Origin of the sequence: Paractinoplanes maris, from assembly GCF_023544465.1 — a bacterium.
GTDB lineage: Bacteria > Actinomycetota > Actinomycetes > Mycobacteriales > Micromonosporaceae > Actinoplanes > Actinoplanes maris.
On sequence record NZ_JALPVL010000013.1, the window covers coordinates 57480 to 78261 of the forward strand.

At 71.1% G+C, this 20782-nt stretch carries 21 protein-coding genes; 10 read left to right on the forward strand and 11 right to left on the reverse strand.

Annotated elements, in window-relative coordinates; genetic code table 11:
- Window positions 1–215 precede the first annotated feature (215 nt).
- The 3 genes from NAG42_RS33345 to NAG42_RS33355 form a co-directional block, all read right to left on the reverse strand.
- A complete protein-coding gene (locus tag NAG42_RS33345; RefSeq protein ID WP_250035943.1) occupies window positions 216–2723 on the reverse strand; it encodes a PAS domain-containing protein in 2508 nt (835 codons plus the stop codon).
- Window positions 2724–3054: 331 nt separating this feature from the next.
- Window positions 3055–3912, reverse strand: a complete 858-nt coding sequence (locus NAG42_RS33350) for a hypothetical protein (RefSeq protein ID WP_250035944.1) — start codon at window positions 3910–3912, stop codon at window positions 3055–3057.
- 87 nt (window positions 3913–3999) lie between these two features.
- On the reverse strand, window positions 4000–4776 hold the full coding sequence (locus NAG42_RS33355; RefSeq protein ID WP_250035945.1) for an enoyl-CoA hydratase-related protein: 777 nt from the start codon (window positions 4774–4776) through the stop codon (window positions 4000–4002).
- 36 nt (window positions 4777–4812) lie between these two features.
- Between NAG42_RS33355 and hemW the strand changes: the two genes are divergently transcribed.
- Window positions 4813–6015 (forward strand): radical SAM family heme chaperone HemW, encoded by a 1203-nt coding sequence (hemW, locus tag NAG42_RS33360; RefSeq protein WP_250035946.1) that lies wholly within the window; start codon window positions 4813–4815, stop codon window positions 6013–6015.
- A 33-nt stretch (window positions 6016–6048) separates the two neighbouring features.
- On the opposite strand, the gene NAG42_RS33365 is transcribed toward hemW, so the two are convergent.
- Entirely contained in the window at window positions 6049–6696 is a 648-nt protein-coding gene (locus NAG42_RS33365; RefSeq protein WP_250035947.1) for a DUF4870 domain-containing protein, read from the reverse strand.
- 175 nt (window positions 6697–6871) lie between these two features.
- Between NAG42_RS33365 and hrcA the strand changes: the two genes are divergently transcribed.
- The gene (gene hrcA, locus NAG42_RS33370; RefSeq protein WP_250035948.1) at window positions 6872–7894 is read left to right on the forward strand and encodes a heat-inducible transcriptional repressor HrcA; all 1023 of its coding nucleotides are present in this window, start codon (window positions 6872–6874) and stop codon (window positions 7892–7894) included.
- Window positions 7895–7911: 17 nt separating this feature from the next.
- Window positions 7912–9054 (forward strand): molecular chaperone DnaJ, encoded by a 1143-nt coding sequence (gene dnaJ, locus NAG42_RS33375; RefSeq protein ID WP_250035949.1) that lies wholly within the window; start codon window positions 7912–7914, stop codon window positions 9052–9054.
- Between the two features lie 16 nt (window positions 9055–9070).
- On the opposite strand, the gene NAG42_RS33380 is transcribed toward dnaJ, so the two are convergent.
- The 3 genes from NAG42_RS33380 to NAG42_RS33390 form a co-directional block, all read right to left on the reverse strand.
- Window positions 9071–9802, reverse strand: a complete 732-nt coding sequence (locus NAG42_RS33380) for a VOC family protein (RefSeq protein WP_250035950.1) — start codon at window positions 9800–9802, stop codon at window positions 9071–9073.
- Window positions 9803–9831: 29 nt separating this feature from the next.
- The gene (locus NAG42_RS33385; RefSeq protein WP_250035951.1) at window positions 9832–11058 is read right to left on the reverse strand and encodes a DUF4241 domain-containing protein; all 1227 of its coding nucleotides are present in this window, start codon (window positions 11056–11058) and stop codon (window positions 9832–9834) included.
- 114 nt (window positions 11059–11172) lie between these two features.
- A complete protein-coding gene (locus NAG42_RS33390) occupies window positions 11173–11808 on the reverse strand; it encodes an FMN-dependent NADH-azoreductase (protein WP_250035952.1) in 636 nt (211 codons plus the stop codon).
- Between the two features lie 90 nt (window positions 11809–11898).
- Between NAG42_RS33390 and NAG42_RS33395 the strand changes: the two genes are divergently transcribed.
- Entirely contained in the window at window positions 11899–12462 is a 564-nt protein-coding gene (locus tag NAG42_RS33395; RefSeq protein ID WP_250035953.1) for a MarR family winged helix-turn-helix transcriptional regulator, read from the forward strand.
- Between the two features lie 17 nt (window positions 12463–12479).
- Here the strand turns inward: NAG42_RS33395 and NAG42_RS33400 are convergent, their stop codons facing one another.
- From NAG42_RS33400 to NAG42_RS33410, 3 genes are read right to left on the reverse strand one after another with little or no spacing between them, the layout of a single operon-like run.
- The gene (locus tag NAG42_RS33400; RefSeq protein ID WP_250035954.1) at window positions 12480–12797 is read right to left on the reverse strand and encodes a hypothetical protein; all 318 of its coding nucleotides are present in this window, start codon (window positions 12795–12797) and stop codon (window positions 12480–12482) included.
- A 20-nt stretch (window positions 12798–12817) separates the two neighbouring features.
- The gene (locus tag NAG42_RS33405) at window positions 12818–13639 is read right to left on the reverse strand and encodes an IclR family transcriptional regulator domain-containing protein (protein ID WP_250035955.1); all 822 of its coding nucleotides are present in this window, start codon (window positions 13637–13639) and stop codon (window positions 12818–12820) included.
- An 11-nt stretch (window positions 13640–13650) separates the two neighbouring features.
- On the reverse strand, window positions 13651–15036 hold the full coding sequence (locus tag NAG42_RS33410; RefSeq protein WP_250035956.1) for an amidohydrolase family protein: 1386 nt from the start codon (window positions 15034–15036) through the stop codon (window positions 13651–13653).
- A 186-nt stretch (window positions 15037–15222) separates the two neighbouring features.
- Here NAG42_RS33410 and NAG42_RS33415 point away from each other — a divergent pair, with 186 nt between their 5' ends.
- From NAG42_RS33415 to NAG42_RS33435, 5 genes are read left to right on the forward strand one after another with little or no spacing between them, the layout of a single operon-like run.
- Window positions 15223–16353 (forward strand): CaiB/BaiF CoA transferase family protein, encoded by a 1131-nt coding sequence (locus tag NAG42_RS33415; protein WP_250035957.1) that lies wholly within the window; start codon window positions 15223–15225, stop codon window positions 16351–16353.
- On the forward strand, window positions 16338–17108 hold the full coding sequence (locus NAG42_RS33420; protein ID WP_369077118.1) for a citryl-CoA lyase: 771 nt from the start codon (window positions 16338–16340) through the stop codon (window positions 17106–17108). The genes NAG42_RS33415 and NAG42_RS33420 overlap by 16 nt, the downstream gene beginning before the upstream one ends.
- 12 nt (window positions 17109–17120) lie before the next feature.
- Window positions 17121–17984, forward strand: coding sequence for a DODA-type extradiol aromatic ring-opening family dioxygenase (locus tag NAG42_RS33425; RefSeq protein WP_250035958.1), 864 nt, complete (start codon window positions 17121–17123; stop codon window positions 17982–17984).
- Window positions 17981–18343, forward strand: a complete 363-nt coding sequence (locus NAG42_RS33430; RefSeq protein ID WP_250035959.1) for a hypothetical protein — start codon at window positions 17981–17983, stop codon at window positions 18341–18343. The genes NAG42_RS33425 and NAG42_RS33430 overlap by 4 nt, the downstream gene beginning before the upstream one ends.
- Window positions 18340–19302, forward strand: a complete 963-nt coding sequence (locus NAG42_RS33435; RefSeq protein WP_250035961.1) for a quinone oxidoreductase family protein — start codon at window positions 18340–18342, stop codon at window positions 19300–19302. The genes NAG42_RS33430 and NAG42_RS33435 overlap by 4 nt, the downstream gene beginning before the upstream one ends.
- Before the next feature lie 42 nt (window positions 19303–19344).
- On the opposite strand, the gene NAG42_RS33440 is transcribed toward NAG42_RS33435, so the two are convergent.
- Complete coding sequence (locus NAG42_RS33440; protein WP_250035962.1) at window positions 19345–20190, reverse strand: sigma-70 family RNA polymerase sigma factor; 846 nt, start codon at window positions 20188–20190, stop codon at window positions 19345–19347.
- Window positions 20191–20321: 131 nt separating this feature from the next.
- On the opposite strand from NAG42_RS33440, the gene NAG42_RS33445 reads away from it, so the two are divergent.
- Entirely contained in the window at window positions 20322–20780 is a 459-nt protein-coding gene (locus tag NAG42_RS33445; protein WP_250035963.1) for a carboxymuconolactone decarboxylase family protein, read from the forward strand.
- Window positions 20781–20782 lie beyond the last annotated feature (2 nt).

Sequence of the window (20782 nt, forward strand, 5' to 3'; positions counted from 1 at the left end):
TGCGGGAGCCGGGCCGTGTGTTGGTTCGCGCGAAGCGCTGGTTGGTTTGGGCGGGCGCCCTCCTGTGACTCTGCCGTTGTCGCGCCCGGTGGAGGTTGATTGTCAGGCTGGGCGGCCGCTTGTTGTGGCTCTGCTGCCGTAGTCGTGCCGGGTGGAAGTTGACTGGTGGGCGGCCGCTTGTTGTGTCTGCGGTGCGGTGGGTGGAGCTGGGGGTGTCAGTAGCGGAACTTGTGCTGGGCGCTTCGGCGGTTGATCCAGGCGGGGAGCTCGTCGAGGTGGTCGCGGTGGGGGAGGCGGTCGATCGCGTCCTGAGTTTCTGTGACGTTCTGCAGGGTGAGGACGAAGCCCTGGACCAGGCGGTCCGCGCGCAGGTCGCGGTAGGTGGCCTCGACCAGGACCTGGCTGTGGTCGGGGCGGCGGAGAGCGCAGAACATCGTGCCGTCGCCGCCGGTGGCCAGCGCCCGGCGGATCTGGCCGCGGTCGTCCGGGTGCACCAGGTCCTCCAGAGTGGCCAGGGGGGACAGCTTCTCGTCACCCAGCAGGTCGTGCAGGGCGGGGCTGGCGTAGCGGATGCGCTGATCGTCGTCGAGAACGAGCATCAGGTCGGCGGTGTTGCTGATCACAGCGCGCAGGTAGAGGTCGCTGTCGCGGCGGCCCACGGCCTCGACCAGGCTGATGCGGTCGAGCGCCAGGGCCGCTTGTCCGGCCAGGACCTCGAGGGCGTCGTGGGCGGCGGTCAGGGCCTCGCGGCGACCGGTCAGGACCAGGGCGCCGCCGCTCGGCCGGGCTACCGCGAGCGGCTCCAGCCAGAGGGGGCAGACCAGCGTCGTCTGCTCCTGGCTCAGTCCGTTCGTGGTGCCGGTGGTGACCGCGTCCCGCCGGCGGCCGCGGTGGTTCCGGTGCTCGGCGGCCCGCGCGCGGAGCGATGAGACGAAACGGGCGATCCGGCGGTGAGAGCTGAACCACCGGACGCGCCTCACCGCTCGCGAAAGTCCTGATCTCCCAGCGCTCAACGGCTTTTCGCCGGCCAGGTCGGTGCTGCTGGGTGAATCGGGCGCAGCTTGGCCGGACAGCCCGGTGTTGCTCGACGCGGCGTGACTGGTCGGTGTGGTGCTGTCAGGCGTGCCGGGCGCGGCGTGGCCGTGCGGCTGGGTGCTGCCGGATGTGCCGGCCGCGGCGTCGTCGGGCCGTGGGCTTCTACCAGGCCTGCCGGGCGCGGCGTGGTTGGTCGGTGTGGTGCTGTCAGGCGCGCCGGACGCGGCGTGGCCGGGCCGCTGGGTGCTGTTGGATCCGTCGGCTGCGGCGTCGCTGGGCGCGTGGGTGCTACCAGGGGTGCCGGGCGCGGCGTGGTTCGACGGTTCGGTGCTGTCCGGCGTGCCAGGTGCGGCGTGAGCGGGCCGCTGGGTGCTGCTTGATCCCCCAGCCCCGGCGTCGCTGGGCGGTTGGGTGCTGTCAGGGGTGCCGGGCGCTGCGTCGCCGGGCGGCTGGGTGCTGCTGGGTCCGCCGGGCGCGGCGTGATTGGACGGCTTGGTGCTGCTCGGGGAGCCCAGCGCGGCGTGGTTGGACAGTCGAATTCTGCTAGGCGTGCGGGGCGCGGTGTGGCCTGGTGGCTTGGTGCTGCTAGGCGTGCCTGCTTCGGCGTGACCGGGTGTCTTGGCGCTGCTGCCGAGGTCGGGTGTGGTGTGGCTGGGCGGTTGAGTGCTGCCCGCGTCAGGTGTGGTGTGGCTGGGTGGCCGAGTGCTGCCCGGTGTGGCTTGGCTGGGCGGTGTGGTGCCGCTGTGCCGGGCGCCGCTGTGGGGTGGGATGCGGTCGGAGTGGGTGCCGTCGGGCTTGGGGGTGAGGACGTCGGGGGTGAGGACGTCGTCCGGTGGGAAGGGGCGGGCGGTGGAATTGATCGTGGTGGTGGGGGCGGCGGCCCACCAGCTGCGGGGGCGGCGGCCCGTGGGGACGGGGGGCAGCGGGATGGTGGCCAGCTGGCGGTCGTCGGCGGCGAAGACGACGCTGCGGAGGGCGCCGGCGGGGATGAGGGCGGCCACGCCGGCTCGGACGGCCTCGTCCACGGCGGGGATGTCGGCCGCCGAGACCAGGTCGGCGCTGGCGCTTCGCAGGCCTCGTTCGCGGGCCAGGGCGTGGCTGTTGAGGGTGACCGAGTCGGCCAGGCGGGTGATCGTCAGGGTCAGGGTGATCGCGCCGGCGATGGCGATCGGGACACCGTCGCGGACTGTGCCGTCCAGGGCCTCGATCAGCAGCACGATCGGCGGGGTGGCGACCGAGGCGCCGAGCAGCGCGGCCCAGCGGCCGCGCCACCGGGCCAGGGCCGGCGGCATCGGCTGGGTCAGCCGCACCATCGACGGGTGCAGGGCCGCCAGCCCCCACGCGATGTAGAGGACCCGGTAGCCGGACTCGGCGGCCTCGCTCTGGAACAGCGGGAACAGAACGTCACCGGCCAGCAGGCCGATCGAGCCGGCCAGCAGCAGCAGCGCCGACACGTTGCGGCCGGTCGCCAGGTTGAGGCGCAGCGCGACCGCTGTCAGCAGCAGCGAACCGATCACATCGGACGGCGACAGGCGCGTCCAGGGGCCGTTGTCGGCGATCACGAAGACCCACACGACCAGCAGCGCCGAACAGGTGAAGGCGAGCAGGTCGATCAGGCGGGCCCGGTCGACCAGCACCGAGCCGCCCTCGGTGAACCGCAGCATCGCCCCGGCCACAAGCACAAACATCGCCAGATAACAACCGGTAGCCACAGCCATGACATCGAAGGCGTAGAAAACGTCACCGACTGCTAATGCTGCTACCGCCCCGGCCAGCAGGAGCCATGGCCCGGAGCGGGCGGGCCGATGCCACCGCAGTCCGACGATGATCGCCGTGCAGCTGCCGAGACCCAGGAGAATCCATTCGATTGCCCTTGACACGTCCTACTTAGTACCAGGGCCGTAGCTGTCTGTCCACGTTGATGTATACGCTACGCAACTGCGCACCCCGAGCGGCCATCATCACCCGCAGTAGCCGGTCGGAACTCCGAAACTTTCGGGGCGGGGCCGAAAAGGGAAGTCAGCTGAAGACTTCCGCGACCACCCGGCCGGTCCCGGCGCCACCGTCCGCGCTCACCGCCTGCCACCGGCCGTCCGGCGCGTGCCATTCGAGATCGCCGAAACGTACCCGTTCGAGACCCGTCGCCGAAGCGTGCGCCACGAGCCAGTGCGCATACCGCCAGCCGGCGCTCGCGCTGGTGACCTTGACGGTGAGGCGGGCCGCCTCGGTCGCCGTCGCCGACTCGGGCAGCCTCTTGCCCCAGTCGAGCCGCAGCCCCTTGGTCAGTGCAGTCGCCGCGGCCGCGCCGCGCAGCACCGGCGACCCGCTCACACTGCACTCCACGGCGCCGGTGGCCCGCCCGGTGAGCGCCCGGGCCAGCACCGCCGACTCGTCGGCCCATTTCTCGTACGCGTTGGGGTAGGCCGACCGCTGCACCCGTTGCGCCGCGTCGGTGACCCGCATCTTCTGGTAGTTCTTGACCTTCTTCAGCGACGCGTAGAACTTGTCCGCCGCGTACCTCGGGTCCTTGATCTGGTCGAAGGTGCCCCAGCCCTGGCTGGGGCGCTGCTGGAAGAGCCCGACCGAGTCGCGGTCGCCGTCGTCGAGGTTCTCGAGCTTGGACTCCTGGAACGCGGTGGCCAGCGCGATCACCACGGCCCGCTCGGGCATGCCCCGGCGCAGGCCCACGGCCGTGATGGTCGCCGCGTTGGCCATCTGCACATAGTCGAGCGGCACCTCGCCGTCGGCCCGCACGGTGCACTCCGGACCGATCTTGGGCAGTTTGATGGTGCCCGAGAAGGTCTGGACGACCGCGAACACACCGAGGGCACCGATGAGGGCGACAATCGCGAGCGCCACGACCGGTGACTTGCGCACTCACACCCCCAGCAGGTAGTTCGTCAGGCGACACGACCCTCAGTTCTTCAGGCGACCAGAGTAGTCAACGAAGTCACCCGATCAACGTCACCCTTGCGCCGTCGGAGCGCCGGGTACCCAGGCGGCGGGCCGTTTCGCCCGGAACGCGGCCACGCCCTCACGCCCCTCGGCGGAGTGGAAGTAGCCGGCCGACCGGGACGACAGCTCGGCCAGTTCGCCCCGGATCGCCGTAGGCCGGAGAAGCTGTTTGGTCCCGGCCAGCGCGAGCGGCCCGCCCAGCACGAGGCTGTCGCAGTATCCGCGGACCTTGCCGTCCAGCTCCTCGGCCGGCACGGCCGCGGTGACGAGCCCGATCTCCGCCGCCCGCACGCCGTCGAAGACGTCGCCGGTGAGGTAGAGTTCGGCCGCCGCGCGCGAGGAGAGCCGGGGCAGCACGGTCGCGCTGATCACGGCCGGGATCACGCCCAGCCGTACCTCGGAGAAGGCGAACGTCGCCTCGCGCACGCAGACCGCGATGTCGGCCGCCGCGATCAGCCCGAGACCGCCGGCCCGGGCCGGACCGGCGACCCGCGCGACGACCGGCTTGGGGAACTCCCAGAGCGCGGCCAGCACGTCGGCGATCATCTCGGCCGGCACGCGGCCGTTCTCCCGCGCCGCGGCGGTCTCCTTGAGGTCGGCGCCCGAGCAGAAGACGGGACCGGTGTGCGACAACACAACAGCTCGCACGGAGGTGTCGGTGAGCGCCTCGGCGAGAGCGTCGAGCAGCTCCCCCATCAGCGGAGTGGACAGGGCATTGCGGTTGGCCGGGGAGTCGAGGGTCAGGGTGGTCACCCCGGCGTCGGTGACGGTCTGGACCAGAGCCATGGCGGAACATTAACGGCCGGCGTGCACACTTGACGGATGGCCGGCGCACTTCCCGATGGCGAACCCGTACCTCTGGACGGGTCTCTGCCCGCAACCGCGACGGCTCACGTCGGAAAGGACGGCTTCGCCGTCTATGTCCACGTGCCGTTCTGCGCGAGCCGCTGCGGCTACTGCGACTTCAACACCTACACGGCGAGTGAGCTCGGTGGCGGGGTCAGCCGGGAGACGTACGCCGAGACCGTCCTGCAGGAGCTGAAGCTGGCCCGGCGGACCATCGACCCGGCGCGGGTCGACACGGTGTTCTTCGGCGGCGGCACGCCGACCCTGCTTGACGCGGACGACCTCGGGCGCATCCTGCACGGGATCGACGACGCATGGGGGCTGGCCCCCGATGCCGAGATCACCACCGAGGCCAACCCGGAATCGGTCGATCCCGACTATCTGCGCCGGCTGCGCGGGCACGGCTTCAACCGGATCTCGCTGGGCATGCAGTCGGCGGCGCCGGGCGTGCTGCGCATCCTCGACCGCAAGCACACGGCCGGGCGCGCGCCGCAGGCCGCGGTGGAGGCTCGCGAGGCCGGGTTCGAGCACGTCAACCTCGACCTGATCTATGGCACGCCGGGGGAGACGGCCGACGACTTCGCCACCTCGCTGCGCAAGGTGGTCGAGGCCGGGGTGGATCACGTCAGCGCGTACGCCCTGATCGTCGAGGACGGCACCCGGATGGCCGCCCGGATGCGGCGTGGCGAGATCCCGTACCCGTCGGACGACGTGGCCGCCGATCGTTACCTGGCCGCGGAGGCGGCGCTCAGCGAGGCCGGCTTCCGGTGGTACGAGGTCTCCAACTGGGCCACCTCGGATGAGGCCCGCTGCCGGCACAACCTGCTCTATTGGACCGGCGCCGACTGGTGGGGTCTCGGGCCGGGCTCGCACAGCCACGTCGGCGGGGTGCGCTGGTGGAACGTCAAGCACCCGGCCGCGTACGGGAAAAGGCTCCTGGACGGGGTGTCGCCGGGGCAGGGGCGCGAGTTGCTGAGCGACGAGGACCGCCACGTCGAGGACGTGATGCTGCGGGTGCGGCTGCGCGACGGCATCGCCCTCGACCGGGTCGACCCGGTGGGCGCCAAGCAGGCGCTGGCCAACGGACTGCTCGACCCCCAGGCGTACGAGAGTGGCCGGCTCGTCCTGACTCTGCGTGGCCGGCTGCTGGCCGACGCCGTGATCCGCGACGTGGTGTGACGCGCCGGGCCCCGTTCCCGGCGCTCCCCGGCCCTACTTGATCAGGTTGATGGTCAGCGGGTAGTTGTACGGCTCGTTGTTGACCGCCTTCAGACCGGCGACCACGCCGAAGATGATGGAGATCAGCGCGGCGATCGGGATGATCACGAAGCCGATCACGGCGCAGGCGGTGGCCCAGCCGATCACGCCGACGATGGTCCAGACGATCTGGAAGTTCAGCGCCTTGACCGCCTCGGTCCGCACGACCGGCGACTGGTTGCCCTTGCCGAGCAGGGCGATCAGCGGCCCGATCCAGCCGGCCAGCCCGCCGCCGAGGAACGCACCGAGCGCGCCCCCGAAGTGCGCGACCAGGATCCAGGTCTTGTCGTCCTGGCCCGGGGACGAGCCGTAACCGGGCTGGTGGCCGGGCTGCTGATAGCCGTACGGCGGTGGCGGGGTGCCGTATCCGGGCGGCGGAGCACCGTAGCCGGGCCCCGACGAGGGCGGCGGAGCAGCGTAGCCGGGCCCCGAGGAGGGCGGCGGCTCCGCGTAGCCGTAACCGGAGCCGGACGACGGCGCGCCGTAGGGCGGAGGCGGAGGCGGTGTCGAACCGGAAGTCGGGTCGTTAGCCGCATATGGGTTGAACGCCCGCGTCGGGTCGTTCGGGTTGCCTTCACCGGGCGGGCGAGGTGGCTCAGTCATGGCTGACACCGTAGAGCCGCAGTTCAACGCGGTCGAGAGCGACATGCTGATCGAGCCGGTGAATAGACAGACGACGCGATCATCGCGCTGACGCCGGTGGCGACGTAGACTGGCACTCTGTCCGTGGGAGTGCCAAGAGAGCCCGAGCGGGCGCAACCGGAGGGGGAGGGGTCGGATGAGTCTGGATGATCGCAAGCTCGACGTGCTGCGCGCGATCGTCGAGGACTACGTCGAGACCCAGGAGCCGGTCGGCTCCAAGTCGCTCGTCGAGCGCCACCAGCTGGGCGTGTCGCCCGCTACGGTGCGTAACGACATGGCGGTGCTGGAGGAGGAAGGTTACATCCGGCAGCCGCACACCAGCGCCGGCCGGGTGCCGACCGACGCCGGCTACCGGCTCTTCGTCGACCGGCTGTCCAAGGTCAAGCCGCTCACTCCGGCCGAGCGCCGGGCCATCGAGCGCTTCCTGATCGGCGCGGTCGACCTCGACGACGTGGTGCACCGCACGGTGCGCCTGCTGGCCCAGCTGACCCGCCAGGTCGCGGTCGTGCAATACCCCTCGCTGGCCCGTTCGTCGGTGCGGCACCTCGAGCTGGTGCCGATCTCCACCACGCGCCTCATGCTCGTGATGATCGCCGACACCGGCCGGGTCGAGCAGCGGCTGGTCGAGCTGCCGGGGCCCGTCCCGGCCGACGACGTGACCGACCTGCGCCGCCGGGTGAACGAGAAACTGGCCGGTCAGCGGCTCGCCGACACGCCCCCGCTCGTGCAGGGGCTGGTCGACGAGTGTGCCCCCGGTCAGCGCGCCACCATGGCCTGCCTGGCCTCGGTGCTGCTCGAGACCCTGGTCGAGCGCAGTGAGGAACGCCTCGCCTTGGCGGGCACGGCTAACCTGACCCGTGGGGGCGTGCTCGACTTCCAGGGCACGTTGCGCCCCGTCCTCGAGGCCCTCGAGGAGGAGGTCATCCTGCTGAAACTGATCGGCGATCTCGAACCCAGCAAGACCCGGGTGCGGATCGGCGACGAGAATCAGATCGACAACCTGCGGTCGGCGTCGGTGGTCAGCACAGGCTATGGCCCCGGGGCGACGATCGTCGGTGGGCTCGGAGTGCTGGGTCCCACCCGGATGGATTACCCCGGCACCATCGCGACTGTGCGCGCGGTGGCACGCTACGTGGGCGACCTTCTAGCACAGAACTGACGAGGATTGCGGAGCCCGTGGCCAAGGATTACTACGGCATTCTCGGCGTGAGCCGGGAAGCCACCGACGACGAGATCAAGCGCGCCTACCGCAAACTGGCTCGGCAATATCATCCGGACGTCAACCCCGATCCGGAAGCGCACGAGAAGTTCAAGGACATCAACGCGGCCTACGAGGTCCTCTCGGACGATCAGAAGCGGCAGATCGTCGATCTGGGCGGTGACCCGCTGGCGCCCGGCGGCGGCATGGGCCCGGGCGGTCCCGGCGGTGCGGGCGGCCCGTTCGTCGGCTTCCAGGACATCATGGACGCGTTCTTCGGCACGGCGGCCGGCGGCGGCACCCGGGGCCCGCGCCCGCGCACCCGTCCCGGCGCCGACGCGATCCTGCGCCTCGAGCTCGACCTGGTCGAGACCTCGTTCGGTGTCGAGGCCCCGATCACCGTCGACACCGCGGTGCTGTGCACCCAGTGCTCCGGCGCGGGCACGGCCCCCGGCACCCACCTGGCCACCTGTGAGACCTGCGGCGGCCGGGGCGAGGTGCAGAGCGTGCAGCGCACGTTCCTGGGCCAGGTCGTCTCGTCCCGCCCCTGCGCCACCTGCCAGGGCCACGGCACGGTCATCCCGCACCCCTGCCCGACCTGCGCCGGCGACGGCCGCGTCCGCACCCGCCGCTCGCTCACGGTGAAGATCCCGGCCGGCGTCGAGGACGGCATGCGCATCCGCCTGGCCCAGCAGGGCGAGGTCGGCCCCGGCGGCGGCACGCCCGGCGACCTGTATGTCGAGATCCACGAGCGCCCGCACGACGTCTACTCGCGCAAGGGCGACGACCTGCACTGCCGCGTCACCCTGCCGATGACCGCGGCCGCGCTCGGCACCCGCCTGACGATCAAGACGCTCGACAGCGAAGAGGGCATCGAGGTCAAGCAGGGCACCCAGCCGGCCAGCACACTCCGGATCCGCGGCAAGGGTGTCCCGCATCTGCGAGGCCAGGGTCGCGGCGACCTGTTCGTGCACCTGGACGTCAAGACGCCGACCAAGCTGACCGCCGACCAGGAGCGCATGCTGCGCGACTTCGCCAAGACCCGCGGCGAGGACGTGGCCGAGCTGAGCAAGCAGGGTGGCTTCTTCAGCCGGATGCGCGACGCCTTCAACGGCCACTGATCGGCCGGTTCCGCGGTCAGCCGGGCGCCAGGAGGCAGAATTCGTTGCCCTCCGGGTCGGCCAGGACCGTCCACGAGATGTCGGCCGCGCCCAGGTCGACGGCGGTGGCGCCCAGAGCCTGGAGCCGGGCCGCCTCGGCCTCGGGGTCGTCCTGCGGGTAGGGGCGGATGTCCAGGTGGACGCGGTTCCAGGTGGTCTTCGGGTCGGGCGTGCGCAGGAACTGCAGGTAGGGGCCCACACCCTGAGCGGAGCGCAGGACCGCGTGGTGGTCGGTGACCTTGTGCACGGTCCAGTCCATGGCCTCGCCCCAGAACCGGGCCATGGCCCGCGGGTCGGTGCAGTCGACCACCACCGTCGCGATCGGGCCGGTCTCCGGGCGCAGCGAGTCGAGCACGCAGAACTCGTTGCCCTCGGGGTCGGCCAGGACCGTCCACGGCACGTCGCCCTGGCCCACGTCGGCCGGTGTCGCGCCCAGATCGCGCAGCCGCGCGACCAGCTCGGCCTGATCGGTGGCCGAGGTGGCGGCGAGGTCGAGGTGCACGCGGTTCTTCACCGTCTTGGGTTCGGTGGAGGCGATCAGATCGATGCAGACGGCGACCGGGTCGGGATAGACGAAGCCCTCCGGTTCGAGGTTCGTCACGCCGGGCCCCTCGCTGGACACCGACCACCCGAGGGCCTCGGCCCAGAAACCGCCCAGGGCGGCGTCGTCGTGAGCCTTCATGTTGATCTGCACAAGCCGCGTCGCCATGCCGACGATGGTAGATGCGTCCCTACGCCTCAGTCCTCCGAGGGGAACAGGAGCATGTCGGCGATGAACGTGGTGATCCGGTCGGAGTGGTCGCGGCCGACCCAGGTGGGGTAGGAGCCGTCGCCCCAGCCGCTGGACCAGGCGATCATGTCGCCGCCGGCGATGACGGCGAAACGGGGATCGCGGAGCTCCAGGGACTGCCACTCGCCGGTCAGGCGCTCACGGTTGTCCTCGTCGACGAAGCAGGCCAGCCCGGCGTCGACCCCGAAGCCGAAGAACTCGCCGTAACCCAGGTCGAGCAGGTCCTGGCCGTCGCGCAGGGCCAGCTCCCAGCGGGCCGGACGGCGGTCGGTGATGTCCAGGCGGACGGCGGCCACGCGGCTGTGGCCGGGGTCGTCGGTGAAGGTGGCCAGGCTGATCGTCACCGGGTAGGGGCCGGGCGGGACCGTGGTCAGGAAGGGCTCCTCGCCGTAGTCCAGCGAGGACGGGTCGGCGGCCACGAGACGGCCCGAGGGCAGATTCAGCTTGCCGGCCGGGTGGGTGGAGATGCGCATCCGGCGCTCGCCGACCGTGCGCTCGGCGCCGTCGCGGAACAGGGTGTCCAGGCCGCGGGGACGCAGCGGGCGCGGCGGATGCCACGGACGCTGGGGTGAGGTGCGGACGGGCAGGTCGTGGTGGTCGGCATCGGCGATCCGGAAGGGGCCGTCGACCGCGTGGGGAACGGCGCACACCTCGGAGAACGGCATCACGCAGGCTTCGGCGTGGACCCGGGCCACGCTGTCGAGCAGGGCCTTCCAGCGACCGAAGGCGGGGATCGGCAGCCGGGGCGGGGTGAAGCCGGTGTCGGAGAACGTGTGGCGGCCGCCCCGGTCGCCGGCCGGCTCGATCGAGTCGTTGCGGCGGCCGCCGATCTGCCAGCTGATCCGGTGCCGCGCGGCGAGGTGCGAGAACTCCTTCGGACCGGCCCCGTCGGCCCCGGCCCAGCTGGTCGACTCGCGCAGGAACAAGTCACCCTCGCGGGCCCGGCGGAGCTCGTGGACGGCGATCCGCCGGCCTTGGCCGTCGTAGCGGGTGGCGGCGCAGTATCCCTCGGCCCACGAGATGTCGAGCACAGTGTGCGGGCGGCCGCCGGCGAGCAGCACCACGGAGTACGGCTCGCCGGCGGAATCACGCGCCTCGGCCTGATCGGGGGTCAGCGGGTTGACCACCCCGTCGTCCCAGCCGTCGCAGTACACCGCCGCCACAGTGGTCTCCATGGTCGGCGATCTTATTCAGGGCCGACTCCGTTTCGCCGCCCCGCAAGAGCGACTTTTCCGGCCGATGCGGTGGCCGAGAGCGAAATGACAGCCGAACGAGAGATTCCGACCGGATCAGCGGGCGGCGAGTGTGCGCCCGGCGTGGGTGGCGGCCTCGTGGGCGGCCTTCTTCAGCAGCTCGGCGGTGTCCTTGAGCGCGTCCAGGGCGGGGTTGACGCCGGCCAGGGTCAGCTCGCGCTCGATCAGGGTCAGGTCGGCGCCCCAGATGTCGCCGACCACGCGGCGCAGGTAGGACGTGTTGTGGTCCCAGCCCTCGCGCGGGGTGCCGGGGCCGTAGCCGCCGCCACGGGTGGTGAGCACGATCACCGGCTTGCCGTCGAGCAGCCGCTCGTTCGGGTTGGGGGTGCCCGCCATGACCAGGTCGATCCAGGTCTTCACGTGCTGGGAGACGCCGTAGTTGTAGAGCGGCAGGGCCAGGATCGCCGCTTCGGCGTCACGCACCTCGGAGGTCAGCTGCTGGGCCAGGGCGATGGCCGCGCGCTGCTCGTCGGTCCGCTTGTCCTCGGGGGTGAAGTTGCCGTGGATCGCGGTCGCCCAGGCGTCCGCCGGCAGGGGCGAGGCGCCGAGGTGCCGGCGGACGAAGGCAGTGCCCGGACGGACGGCGGTCCACTCCGCCTCGGCGACGTCGGCCAGCTCGCTCGAGGCCGAGACGGGGCCCTGGATGCTCGAGTCGATGCGGAGAACGGTCATTGCTTGCTCCCTCACGGATTGAATGTTCAAGTGGAAGAGTGTCATCTTCGGCTTGAACATTCAAGTGCGCCGGGGAGCTATTCTCCTGGGGTGACCATTGACGCGCCCGAGGACGTCGCCTGGCTCGACCGTGACGAGCGCGCGGCGTGGATGACCCTGATCGCGATGCTCATGTCCGTGCCGGCCGCCATCGACGCCCAGCTCAAGCGCGATTCCGGGCTCAATTTCTTCGAGTATTCGATCTTGTCCCACCTGTCCCGTCCGCAGGATCACGCGGTGCAGATGAGCAACCTGGCCCATCTGGCCGGCGGCTCGCTGTCGCGGCTCTCCCACGCGGTGAGCCGGCTGGAGAAACAGGGCTACGTCACCCGCCGGGTCGGCAGTGACGGCGAGTCGCGATGCGTGCAGGCGTTCCTGACCTCGACGGGCTACGACGCGCTGGTGGCGGCCGCCCCGGCCCACGTACGGGAAGCTCGTCGCCTGGTCTTCGACAACCTGTCGCCGGCGCAGGTGCGTCAGCTGCAGCGCATCGCCCACGAGCTCGCCGCGGCCGCCTCCCCCGACACGGTCAAGCAGGTCGACGCCGCGATCGAGGAGGCCGACCGGGCCGAGCGCGAGGGCCGTGGCGATCCGTGCGTGCCGGGCGGCTGCTGAGCCGGGGCGATCGAGCCTCAGCCGTCCAGCCGGGCGCGAGCACGGTCGACGAGGGCCGGGAGCAGTTCGGCCCGCCACGTGTCCAGATGCACGCTGCCGCTCGACAGGCCGCCATGGGCGAACTCCTCGCGGAACACCCAGGGCGCGGCCTCGATGGCCAGTTCGACGCCGACCACCCGGTCGAAGGTCGCCCGGAGCAGCCGCTCGACCTCGCCGGCGGAGGGCGGCAGGGCCACGCCGGCCAGCTTCTCGCTCATCGCGCGCCAGACCCACGGGTCACCGCGCAGGCCCCACCGTGCCGGTTCCGGATCGAAGAGATCGGATACGAATCTCACGTGGTCAGCGTGGCCCAGCCTCAGCCGGGTCGCAACGCGAGAACGGTGACGGCTGGTACCGCGGCCGTCAGTGACCAGTCGTGGCTGATGTCGGCCGCGGTGCGCAGCAGTTTCGGCAGGTGGTCGTCGATCAGCGTCTCGACCGAGGTCTCGGCCGCGTGCACCGTCACATTGATCGCCGCCACCACGCGGCCGTCCCCGTCCCGTACGCCGGTCGCGATCGACCTGATGCCGGGCGCGAGATCCTGGTCGGCCAGCGCCCACCCCTTGGCCCGGACCTCCCGCAGTGAGGCGTCGAGCTCGGCCGCCGTGGGCTGCCAGCGCGAGGTGATGCCCGAGCGGGACGGCTCGGCCAGCACCGCCGCGAGCTCCTCGGGCGGCAGGGACGCCAGCAGCACCTTGCCCATCGACGTGGCCGGCGCCGGGAAACGGGTGCCGATGGTGACGGCCAACGTGACGATCTTGGGAATGGCCACCCGGGCCACATAGACGATGTCGCTGCCGTCCAGCTGAGCCATCGAGGTCGACTCGTTGGTCTGGGCGACCAGTTTCTCCATGTGCGGGCGGGCGACGTCCCACATGTTCAAGGCATTGACGTACGCCATGCCGAGCTCCAGCACGCGCGGGGTCAGCGTGTGACCCCGCCCGTCGGCCCGCACGTAGCCCAGCGCCTCGAGCGTGATCAGGATGCGGCGGACGGTCGGCCGGGCGAGCCCGGTCCGGCCGGCGATCTCGCTGAGCGTCACGGCCGGGGTGCCGGGCCGGAAGGAGCGCAGGACGTCGAGGCCACGGGCCAGGGCCTCGATGAAGTCGGGTCCGGCGCCCCTCCCGATGTCGGTCATGGAAGGGGACCCTACTTGGTGTACTGATACGGGTTGTGCAGGATGCGGGCCTCCGGGATGTCCGGGTTCATGCCCTGCTTCCAGGCGTCCTCGCCGAGGGTCTCGCGCAGGTGGTCGATGGTCGCGCCGACCTTGGCCCGGGCGGTGGCCAGATCCGCGTCGACCAGCTTGCCGTCGCGCTTGACGACGCGGCCGCCGACCACCACGGTGTGCACGTCGCCCCGCTGGGCCTGGAAGGCCACGTGCCCGTACGGGTTGAGGATCGGGAACATGACCGGCGAGGCGTCGTTCTTGAGGAGCACCACGTCGGCCTGCCGGCCCGGGGTCAGCGACCCGATTGCCGAGTCCAGACCGAGCGCCCGCGCCCCGCCGCGCGTGCCCCAGTCGACGACCTGCTCGGCCCGCAGGTGGTGGTGAGTCACCGTCTCCTGCTTGCCGTGGGCCTCGAGGTGCTCGCGGGCGCGGTCGGCGCTGAGCGTGGTGCGCATCGCCGAGAACAGGTCGCCGCTCCACCACACGCTGGTGTCCATCGACAGCGACACCGGGATGCCGTGCCGGCGCAGCTGCCAGGTGGGCGGGTAGCCCTGCCCGGCGCTCTGCTCGCTCTCGGTGGAGACCGACACCGAGCCGCCGCTGGCCGCGATGCGGTGATAGGAGTCGCTGGACAACGTCGCCGCGTGGACGTAGACGTTGCCGGGCGTCATGAAGCCGCTGTCGTGCATGAGCCGGATGCCGTCATCGTTGGTGGCACCCCAGACGCCGGCGTGCGTGGTGACCGTGACCCCGAGCTCGCGAGCGACCTCGAAGGCGGCCTTCTCGGGGAAGGCCGGGTCGCCGGTGACGTCGAACGCCATCTGGAAGCCGGCCAGCTTGCCGCCGTCGATGCGGCGCCGGTAGAAGTCCTGGAACGCCTTCGACGTCGACCACTCCCACGGACCCTGCTGGATGTTGCCGTAGGCGAGGACGAACCGTCCCGGTACGGCCTCGAGCGCGTCGACCGCCGCGTCGGCGTGATCGGTGCTCTGCAGGCCGTGCGACCAGTCGACAGTGGTGGTGACGCCGGAGTCGAGCGCCTCCAGGGCCCCGAGCAGGTTGCCGGCATAGATGTCCTCGGGCCGGAATTGCTTGCCCGACTCGAGGTAGTACCAGACGAAATACTGGGTGAGGGTCCAGTCGGCGCCGTAGCCCCGCATCGCGGTCTGCCACATGTGCCGGTGGGTGTCGACCATGCCGGGCATGAGGATGCCGCCGGAGGCGTCGATCTCCTCATGGCCGTCGGGCGCGCTCAGGTTCGGCCCGATCTCGGCGATCTTGTCGTCGACCACGAGCACGTCGGCGTTCTCGAGAACGGTATGCGAGTCGTCCATGGTCAGCACCAGGCCGTTGCGGAAGATCATCGCCCATCCTTTCCAGTGTTTCCGGACTTCTGTCCGCGTGGCGGGCAGGTCGAATGGCGTCAGTGTGCTCGCGGTCACTTGCAGCGTCAATAGATTGTTTCGGTGAGATCAACAGGTGGTTGACAGGGGCTATCGGGCGAGGCACGCTGAGCCAGCGGACGAGTGTCCGCAGAACGGGCGGTTTGTATGTCAGGGAAAGGCCCACTGGACGGCCTGCTCGTCGCCGACTTCTCCCGGATCCTCGCCGGGCCGTACGCGACGATGCTGCTGGCCGACCTCGGCGCTCGAGTGATCAAGGTGGAGGGTCCGGCCGGCGATGACACCCGCACGTGGATGCCGCCGGTCCGCGACGGCGTCTCGACCTACTACCTGGGCATCAACCGCAACAAGCGATCGATAGCGCTCGACCTCAAGAACGAGGCCGACTTGGCCGACGCGCGGACGCTGGCCCACCGGGCCGACATCATGATCGAGAACTTCCGTCCCGGTGGCCTGGCCCGCTTCGGGCTCGACTACGACACCGTCGCGGCGGCCAACGAAAAGATCATCTACGCGAGCATCAGCGGCTTCGGCACCGGAGCGGGAGCCGGCCTGCCCGGGTACGACCTGATGGTGCAGGCCATCTCGGGGCTGATGAGCCTGACCGGTGACCCGGACGGCTCGCCCTACCGCGCCGGCATCTCGGTCTTCGACGTGATGGCCGGCCTGCACGCCGACATCGGCATCCTGGCCGCCCTGAACGCCCGTGCGCAGACCGGCCGCGGCCAGCACGTCGAGGTCAACCTGCTCAGCTCGGCGCTCTCCGGCCTGGTCAACCACTCCAGCGGATACGTCGCCGGCGGCACGATCCCGTTCCGGATGGGCAACGCCCACCCCAGCCTCTTCCCGTACGAGCCGTTGCCCACCGCCGACGGCGAGCTGATCGTCATCGCCGGCAACGACGGCCAGTTCCGCAAGCTGTGCCAGGTGCTCGACCTGCCCGGGCTGCCCGACGACCCGCGCTTCGGCCGCAACCAGGACCGCACAGCGAACCGTGAGCAGCTCCGCCCGATCCTGGTCGAGCGACTGGCCACCCGGACCAAGGACGAGTGGTTCCGCGACCTGCTCGCCGCCGGTGTGCCGTGCGCACCGATCAACACCATCGACGGCGGCGTCGCGTTCGCCGAGGAGCTCGGACTCGACCCGGTGGTCACCACCGGCGGCGTCCCCGGCATCCGCAATCCCATCACCTTCAGCGATTCGCGGGCGCGGTACGAGTTGCCGCCGCCCGGGCTGGACGAGCACGGCGAGGAGATCCGCAAGTGGCTGAGGAGCTGAGCTTCCCGACCGGCCTCGGCACGTCGACCCCCGACACCATCTCGCTGCTGGGCCAGGACCTGGCGGCCGACCTGATGGGTAAGGTCGGTTTCGGCGAGCTCGCCTTCTGGCTGGTGTCCGGTCGCCGTCCCACCCCGTCCGAGGTCCGGGTCTTCGAAGCGGTGCTGGTGGCGCTGGCCGACCACGGTTTCACGCCCACGGCTATCGCGGCCCGGTTGACGTACCTCTCGGCACCGGAAGCCCTGCAGGGCGCGCTCGCCGCCGGTCTGCTCGGCGGCGGGTCGCGCTTCCTGGGCGTGACCGAGGACTGTGGACGGTTTCTGGCTCTCACCCTGGCGGATGCGGGCGACGACCCCGACTACGACGCGGTCGCGCTCGACGCCGTCCGCCGGGCCAAGGACGAGAAACGCTTCGTCCCCGGGCTGGGCCACCCGGTGCACAAGGATCAGGACCCGCGTACGCCCGTGCTGATCCGGATCGCCACGGAGGAGGGGCTGCGCGGCCCGCACCTGCAACTGTTCGAGGCGATCGGGCGGGTGCACCCCGAGGTGCTCGGCCGCCGGCTGCCGCTGAACGGGGCCGGCGTGTGCGGGGCCGCGCTGGCCGACCTCGGCCTGCCCATCGACCTGCTGCGCGGCTTCGCGCTGCTGGCCCGCGCGGCCGGGCTGCTCGGGCACCTCGCCGAGGAGCGCCGCCGCCCGCTCGGCATGGAGATCTATCGCACCGTCGACCGTAACGCCGTCTACGAGCCCTAGGAGATCGACTCAATGGCCAGCATCGTCGCGGTCATCGCCTCCACCCACCACCCGTTCTACTACCGGGCCACCACCGCCACCGGTGACGACCGGCCGCCGTTCGCCGACGAGTGGGAACGCAAGATCCTCGCCTTTCGGGAGACGCTGACCCGGGCCAACCCGGACGTGCTGGTGATGGTCGGCTCCGACCACTTCCACCAGCTGTGGCTGGACAACATGCCGCAGTTCCTGGTCGGCAAGGCGCCCTTCTACGACGCCAACTGGTACAACGAGGAGCGCGAGTTCGGCCTGCCCCGGATGCTGCTCAAGGGCCAGGAGGACCTGTCGGCGCACATCCTGCGGGCCGGCCTGGACGACGGCTTCGACCTGGCGTTCAGCAACGAGCTGCGGATCGACCACAGCGTGACGTGCCCGATCATCACGCTGCGCCCCGAGGCCGACCTGCCGATCGTGCCGATCTACACCAACATCTTCGCGCCGCCCCTGCCCCAGCCGAAGCGGTTCGTGCAGCTCGGCGAGTCGATCCGCAAGATCGTCGAGTCGTGGCCGTCGCACCTGCGGGTGGCGATCATCGGCACCGGGCACCTGTCGCTCGAGCTGGGCGGCCCCCGGCAGTTCGGGCCGCACGGACCCGACCCCGAGTTCGACCGGCGGGCCGTCGAGTGGATCGCCACCGGCGACCTCGACAACTGCCTGCGCGAAGTGACCCTGGACAGCCTGCACTCGCCGGGCAACGCCACCCACGGCTTCATGGACTTCATGCTGATGATGGGCGTCGCCGGAGCCGGGGCGAAGGCGGATCACGTCGACACCCTTGACCTGTTCCACACCATGGAGGCCTACTTCACCTGGTACCCGAACGGAGCACCGGCGTGAGCAAATACTTGTTGGACAAGTTTCTGTACATGGTCGACCGGGACCCGGAGTTGGTGGAGCGCTACCGATCCACGCCGGACGAGCTGGTGACCTGGTGGGAGGCGGAGCGCGCCAACACCGTGCTCAACTGCCACACCAGTGAGGCCAGCACGTGGCTGCGCTTCACCGACGACGAGCGCGAGGCCCTGATCGGTCACAACCACGTACGCCTCTTCGAGCTCGGCGCCCACCCGTTCCTCACGCTGACGCTGTTCATCGCGATGTTCGAGCGGGGCAACACCGAACCGCTGGAATACCAGAAGGCATTCGGTGCTCGGCTGGCCCACTTCGACATGCCCTACCCGGACATCGCGACATGATCCCCGCGGCCGTGCTGCGCGTGTGCGGCCGGCCACCGTCCATCGAGGAGCGGCGGCCGCCCCGCCCCCACGCGGGCGAGGTGCCGATCACCGTCGCGGCGGCGCCGATCACCCCGCTCGACCTGCTGTGCGCCTCGGGCACCAGCTACTTCGGGATGCCGGCGACCCCGTACGTCCCCGGGGTCCAAGGCGTCGGGCGCCGGGCCGACGACGGCAAGCCGGTCTGGTTCGCCACCTCGGCCGGGATGCGGCCGGGTGACGGCAGCATGGCCGGCGCGGTCTCCATTCCGTACGTCGATGTCGTGCCCCTGCCGCCGGAAGCCCCGCTGCCGCTGATCGCCGCGCTGGGTCTCTCGGCGGTGGCCGCGCACGCCGCGCTCACCCGGACCGGCGGGCTCACCGAGGGCGAGGTGGTGCTGGTGCTGGGCGCGGGCGGAGTGGTCGGCCAGGCCGCCATCCAGCTCGCCCGGCTGGCCGGGGCGTCCCGGGTCATCGCCGTGTCCCGCTCCGCGACCGCCCGCGAACGAGCCGTGCGGCTGGGCGCGGACCACGCCGTGCCGCTGCTGCCGGACGACGACGCGAGCACGCTGGCCGACCGGGTGCGCGCGGTCTCGGGGCTGGTCGACCTGGTGCTCGACCCGGTCTTCGGCGTGCCCGCGGCGGCCGCGTTGCGAGTGCTGCGGCCGGGCGGCCGGCTGGTGAACCTGGGCAGCTCGGCCGGGGCGACCGCGCCGCTCGACTCGGCGACGCTGCGCAGTGGCTCGCTGAAGATTCTCGGCTACACCAACAATGGATTGTCGGTGGGGGAGCGGGCCGATTCGCTGGGGGTGGTGGCGGGTCATGCCACCGCGGGCCGGCTCACCGTGGCACACGAGGTCGTGCCGTTCACCGAGGTGACGCCCGCCTGGAGCCGCCAAGCCACCGGAAACGCCGACGGGCGGGTTGTGCTCGCGTTTTAGCGCCTGTTCGCCGTCGCCGCTGCGGGCTCTGGCCGGGTGAGGTCACAAGGGCAGGATCTCGAGCTCGCGCAGGCGGGTCGGGTCGGTGGTGGCGTCCAGGGCGGTGATGCGACCGGCGGTCACGGTCAGCGCGATGACCAGCAGGGTGTCGTCGCCCGGGGCGACCCGGATGGCCAGGACGCCGTCGACGAGTGCGGGCTCGGCGTTGCGGGCCTTGCCGTTGAAGAAGCGGGCCAAAGCTCCCGCACCGTGCATCTCCGCGGGCAGGCCCAAGTCACGCTGGCCGAAGGCGTCGACCCGCAGGCGTACGTCGGGGTCCAGCAGGCTCAGCAACGTCTCGAACTCGCCGTCGCGGGAGGCGGCCAGGAACGCGTCGACGACCTCGCGGCCGGCCGGGCGCTCGGCCGGTTGAGCCCGCACCCGGCGGCGGGCCCGGCTGGCCAGCTGGCGGGCGGCGTCGGGGGAGCGGCCCACGATCGGGGCGATCTCGTCGAACGGCACGGCGAACAGGTCGTGCAGCACGAAGGCGAGCCGTTCGACCGGGGTCAGTGTCTCCAGGACCACCAGCAGCGCCAACCCGACCGAGTCGGCCAGCAGTGTCTCGTCCTCGGGGCCGGCTGACCGCCCGATCGCCGGCGCCGCCGGTGGCTCGGCCGCGAGGGTGTCCTCGCGGCGGGCGGCTCGTGAGCGCAGCATGTCGAGGCAGACCCGGCCGACGACCGTGGTCAGCCAGGCGTCGAGGTTGTCGATCCCACCGGGACCGGCCCGGTCGAGCCGCAGCCACGCCTCCTGCACAGCGTCCTCGGCCTCGGCGGTCGAGCCCAGCATGCGGTAGGCCACCGCGCGCAGCCGGGGGCGGTTCTCCTCGAAGCGCTCGTGCACGTCCATCTGTCCCCCTTGTGGTGTGCGCCACATCGGTCACACCGGGCCGGTCTCGTCCGTCGCACCACCGACGGATCAGAGCGCGCCGATGTGACGTGCCGCCGCCGATCAGCCACCGCGATCACGAGGAGAACATCATGCAGGCTCGGATGGACAACCCCGCCACTCATCTGCCGGAGTCGGTCACGGCGATCAACATCCTCTACAAGTCGGTCCACTCGGCCGGTGTCGGCCCGGCCACGCTGGAATTGGTGCACCTGCGGACCAGCCAGATCAACGGCTGTGCGCCGTGTGTCGAGTCCGGTGCCCGCAACGCCCGCAAGAACGGCGAGACCGACGAGCGGCTGATGACGGTGGCCGTGTGGCGTGAGACGCCGTGGTTCACCGATGCCGAGCGGGCCGCGCTCGCACTGGCCGAGCACGCCACCCGGCTCGCCGACAGCCCGGACGCCGTACCGGACGCGGTGTGGGACGAGGCGGCCCGGCATTACGGCGACAAGGAGCTGGCCGCCCTCGTCCTGTGGATCGCGACGACGAACTTCTTCAACCGCATCAACGTCACGACCCGCCAGCAGGCCCCGCAGAATTGGGGATGATC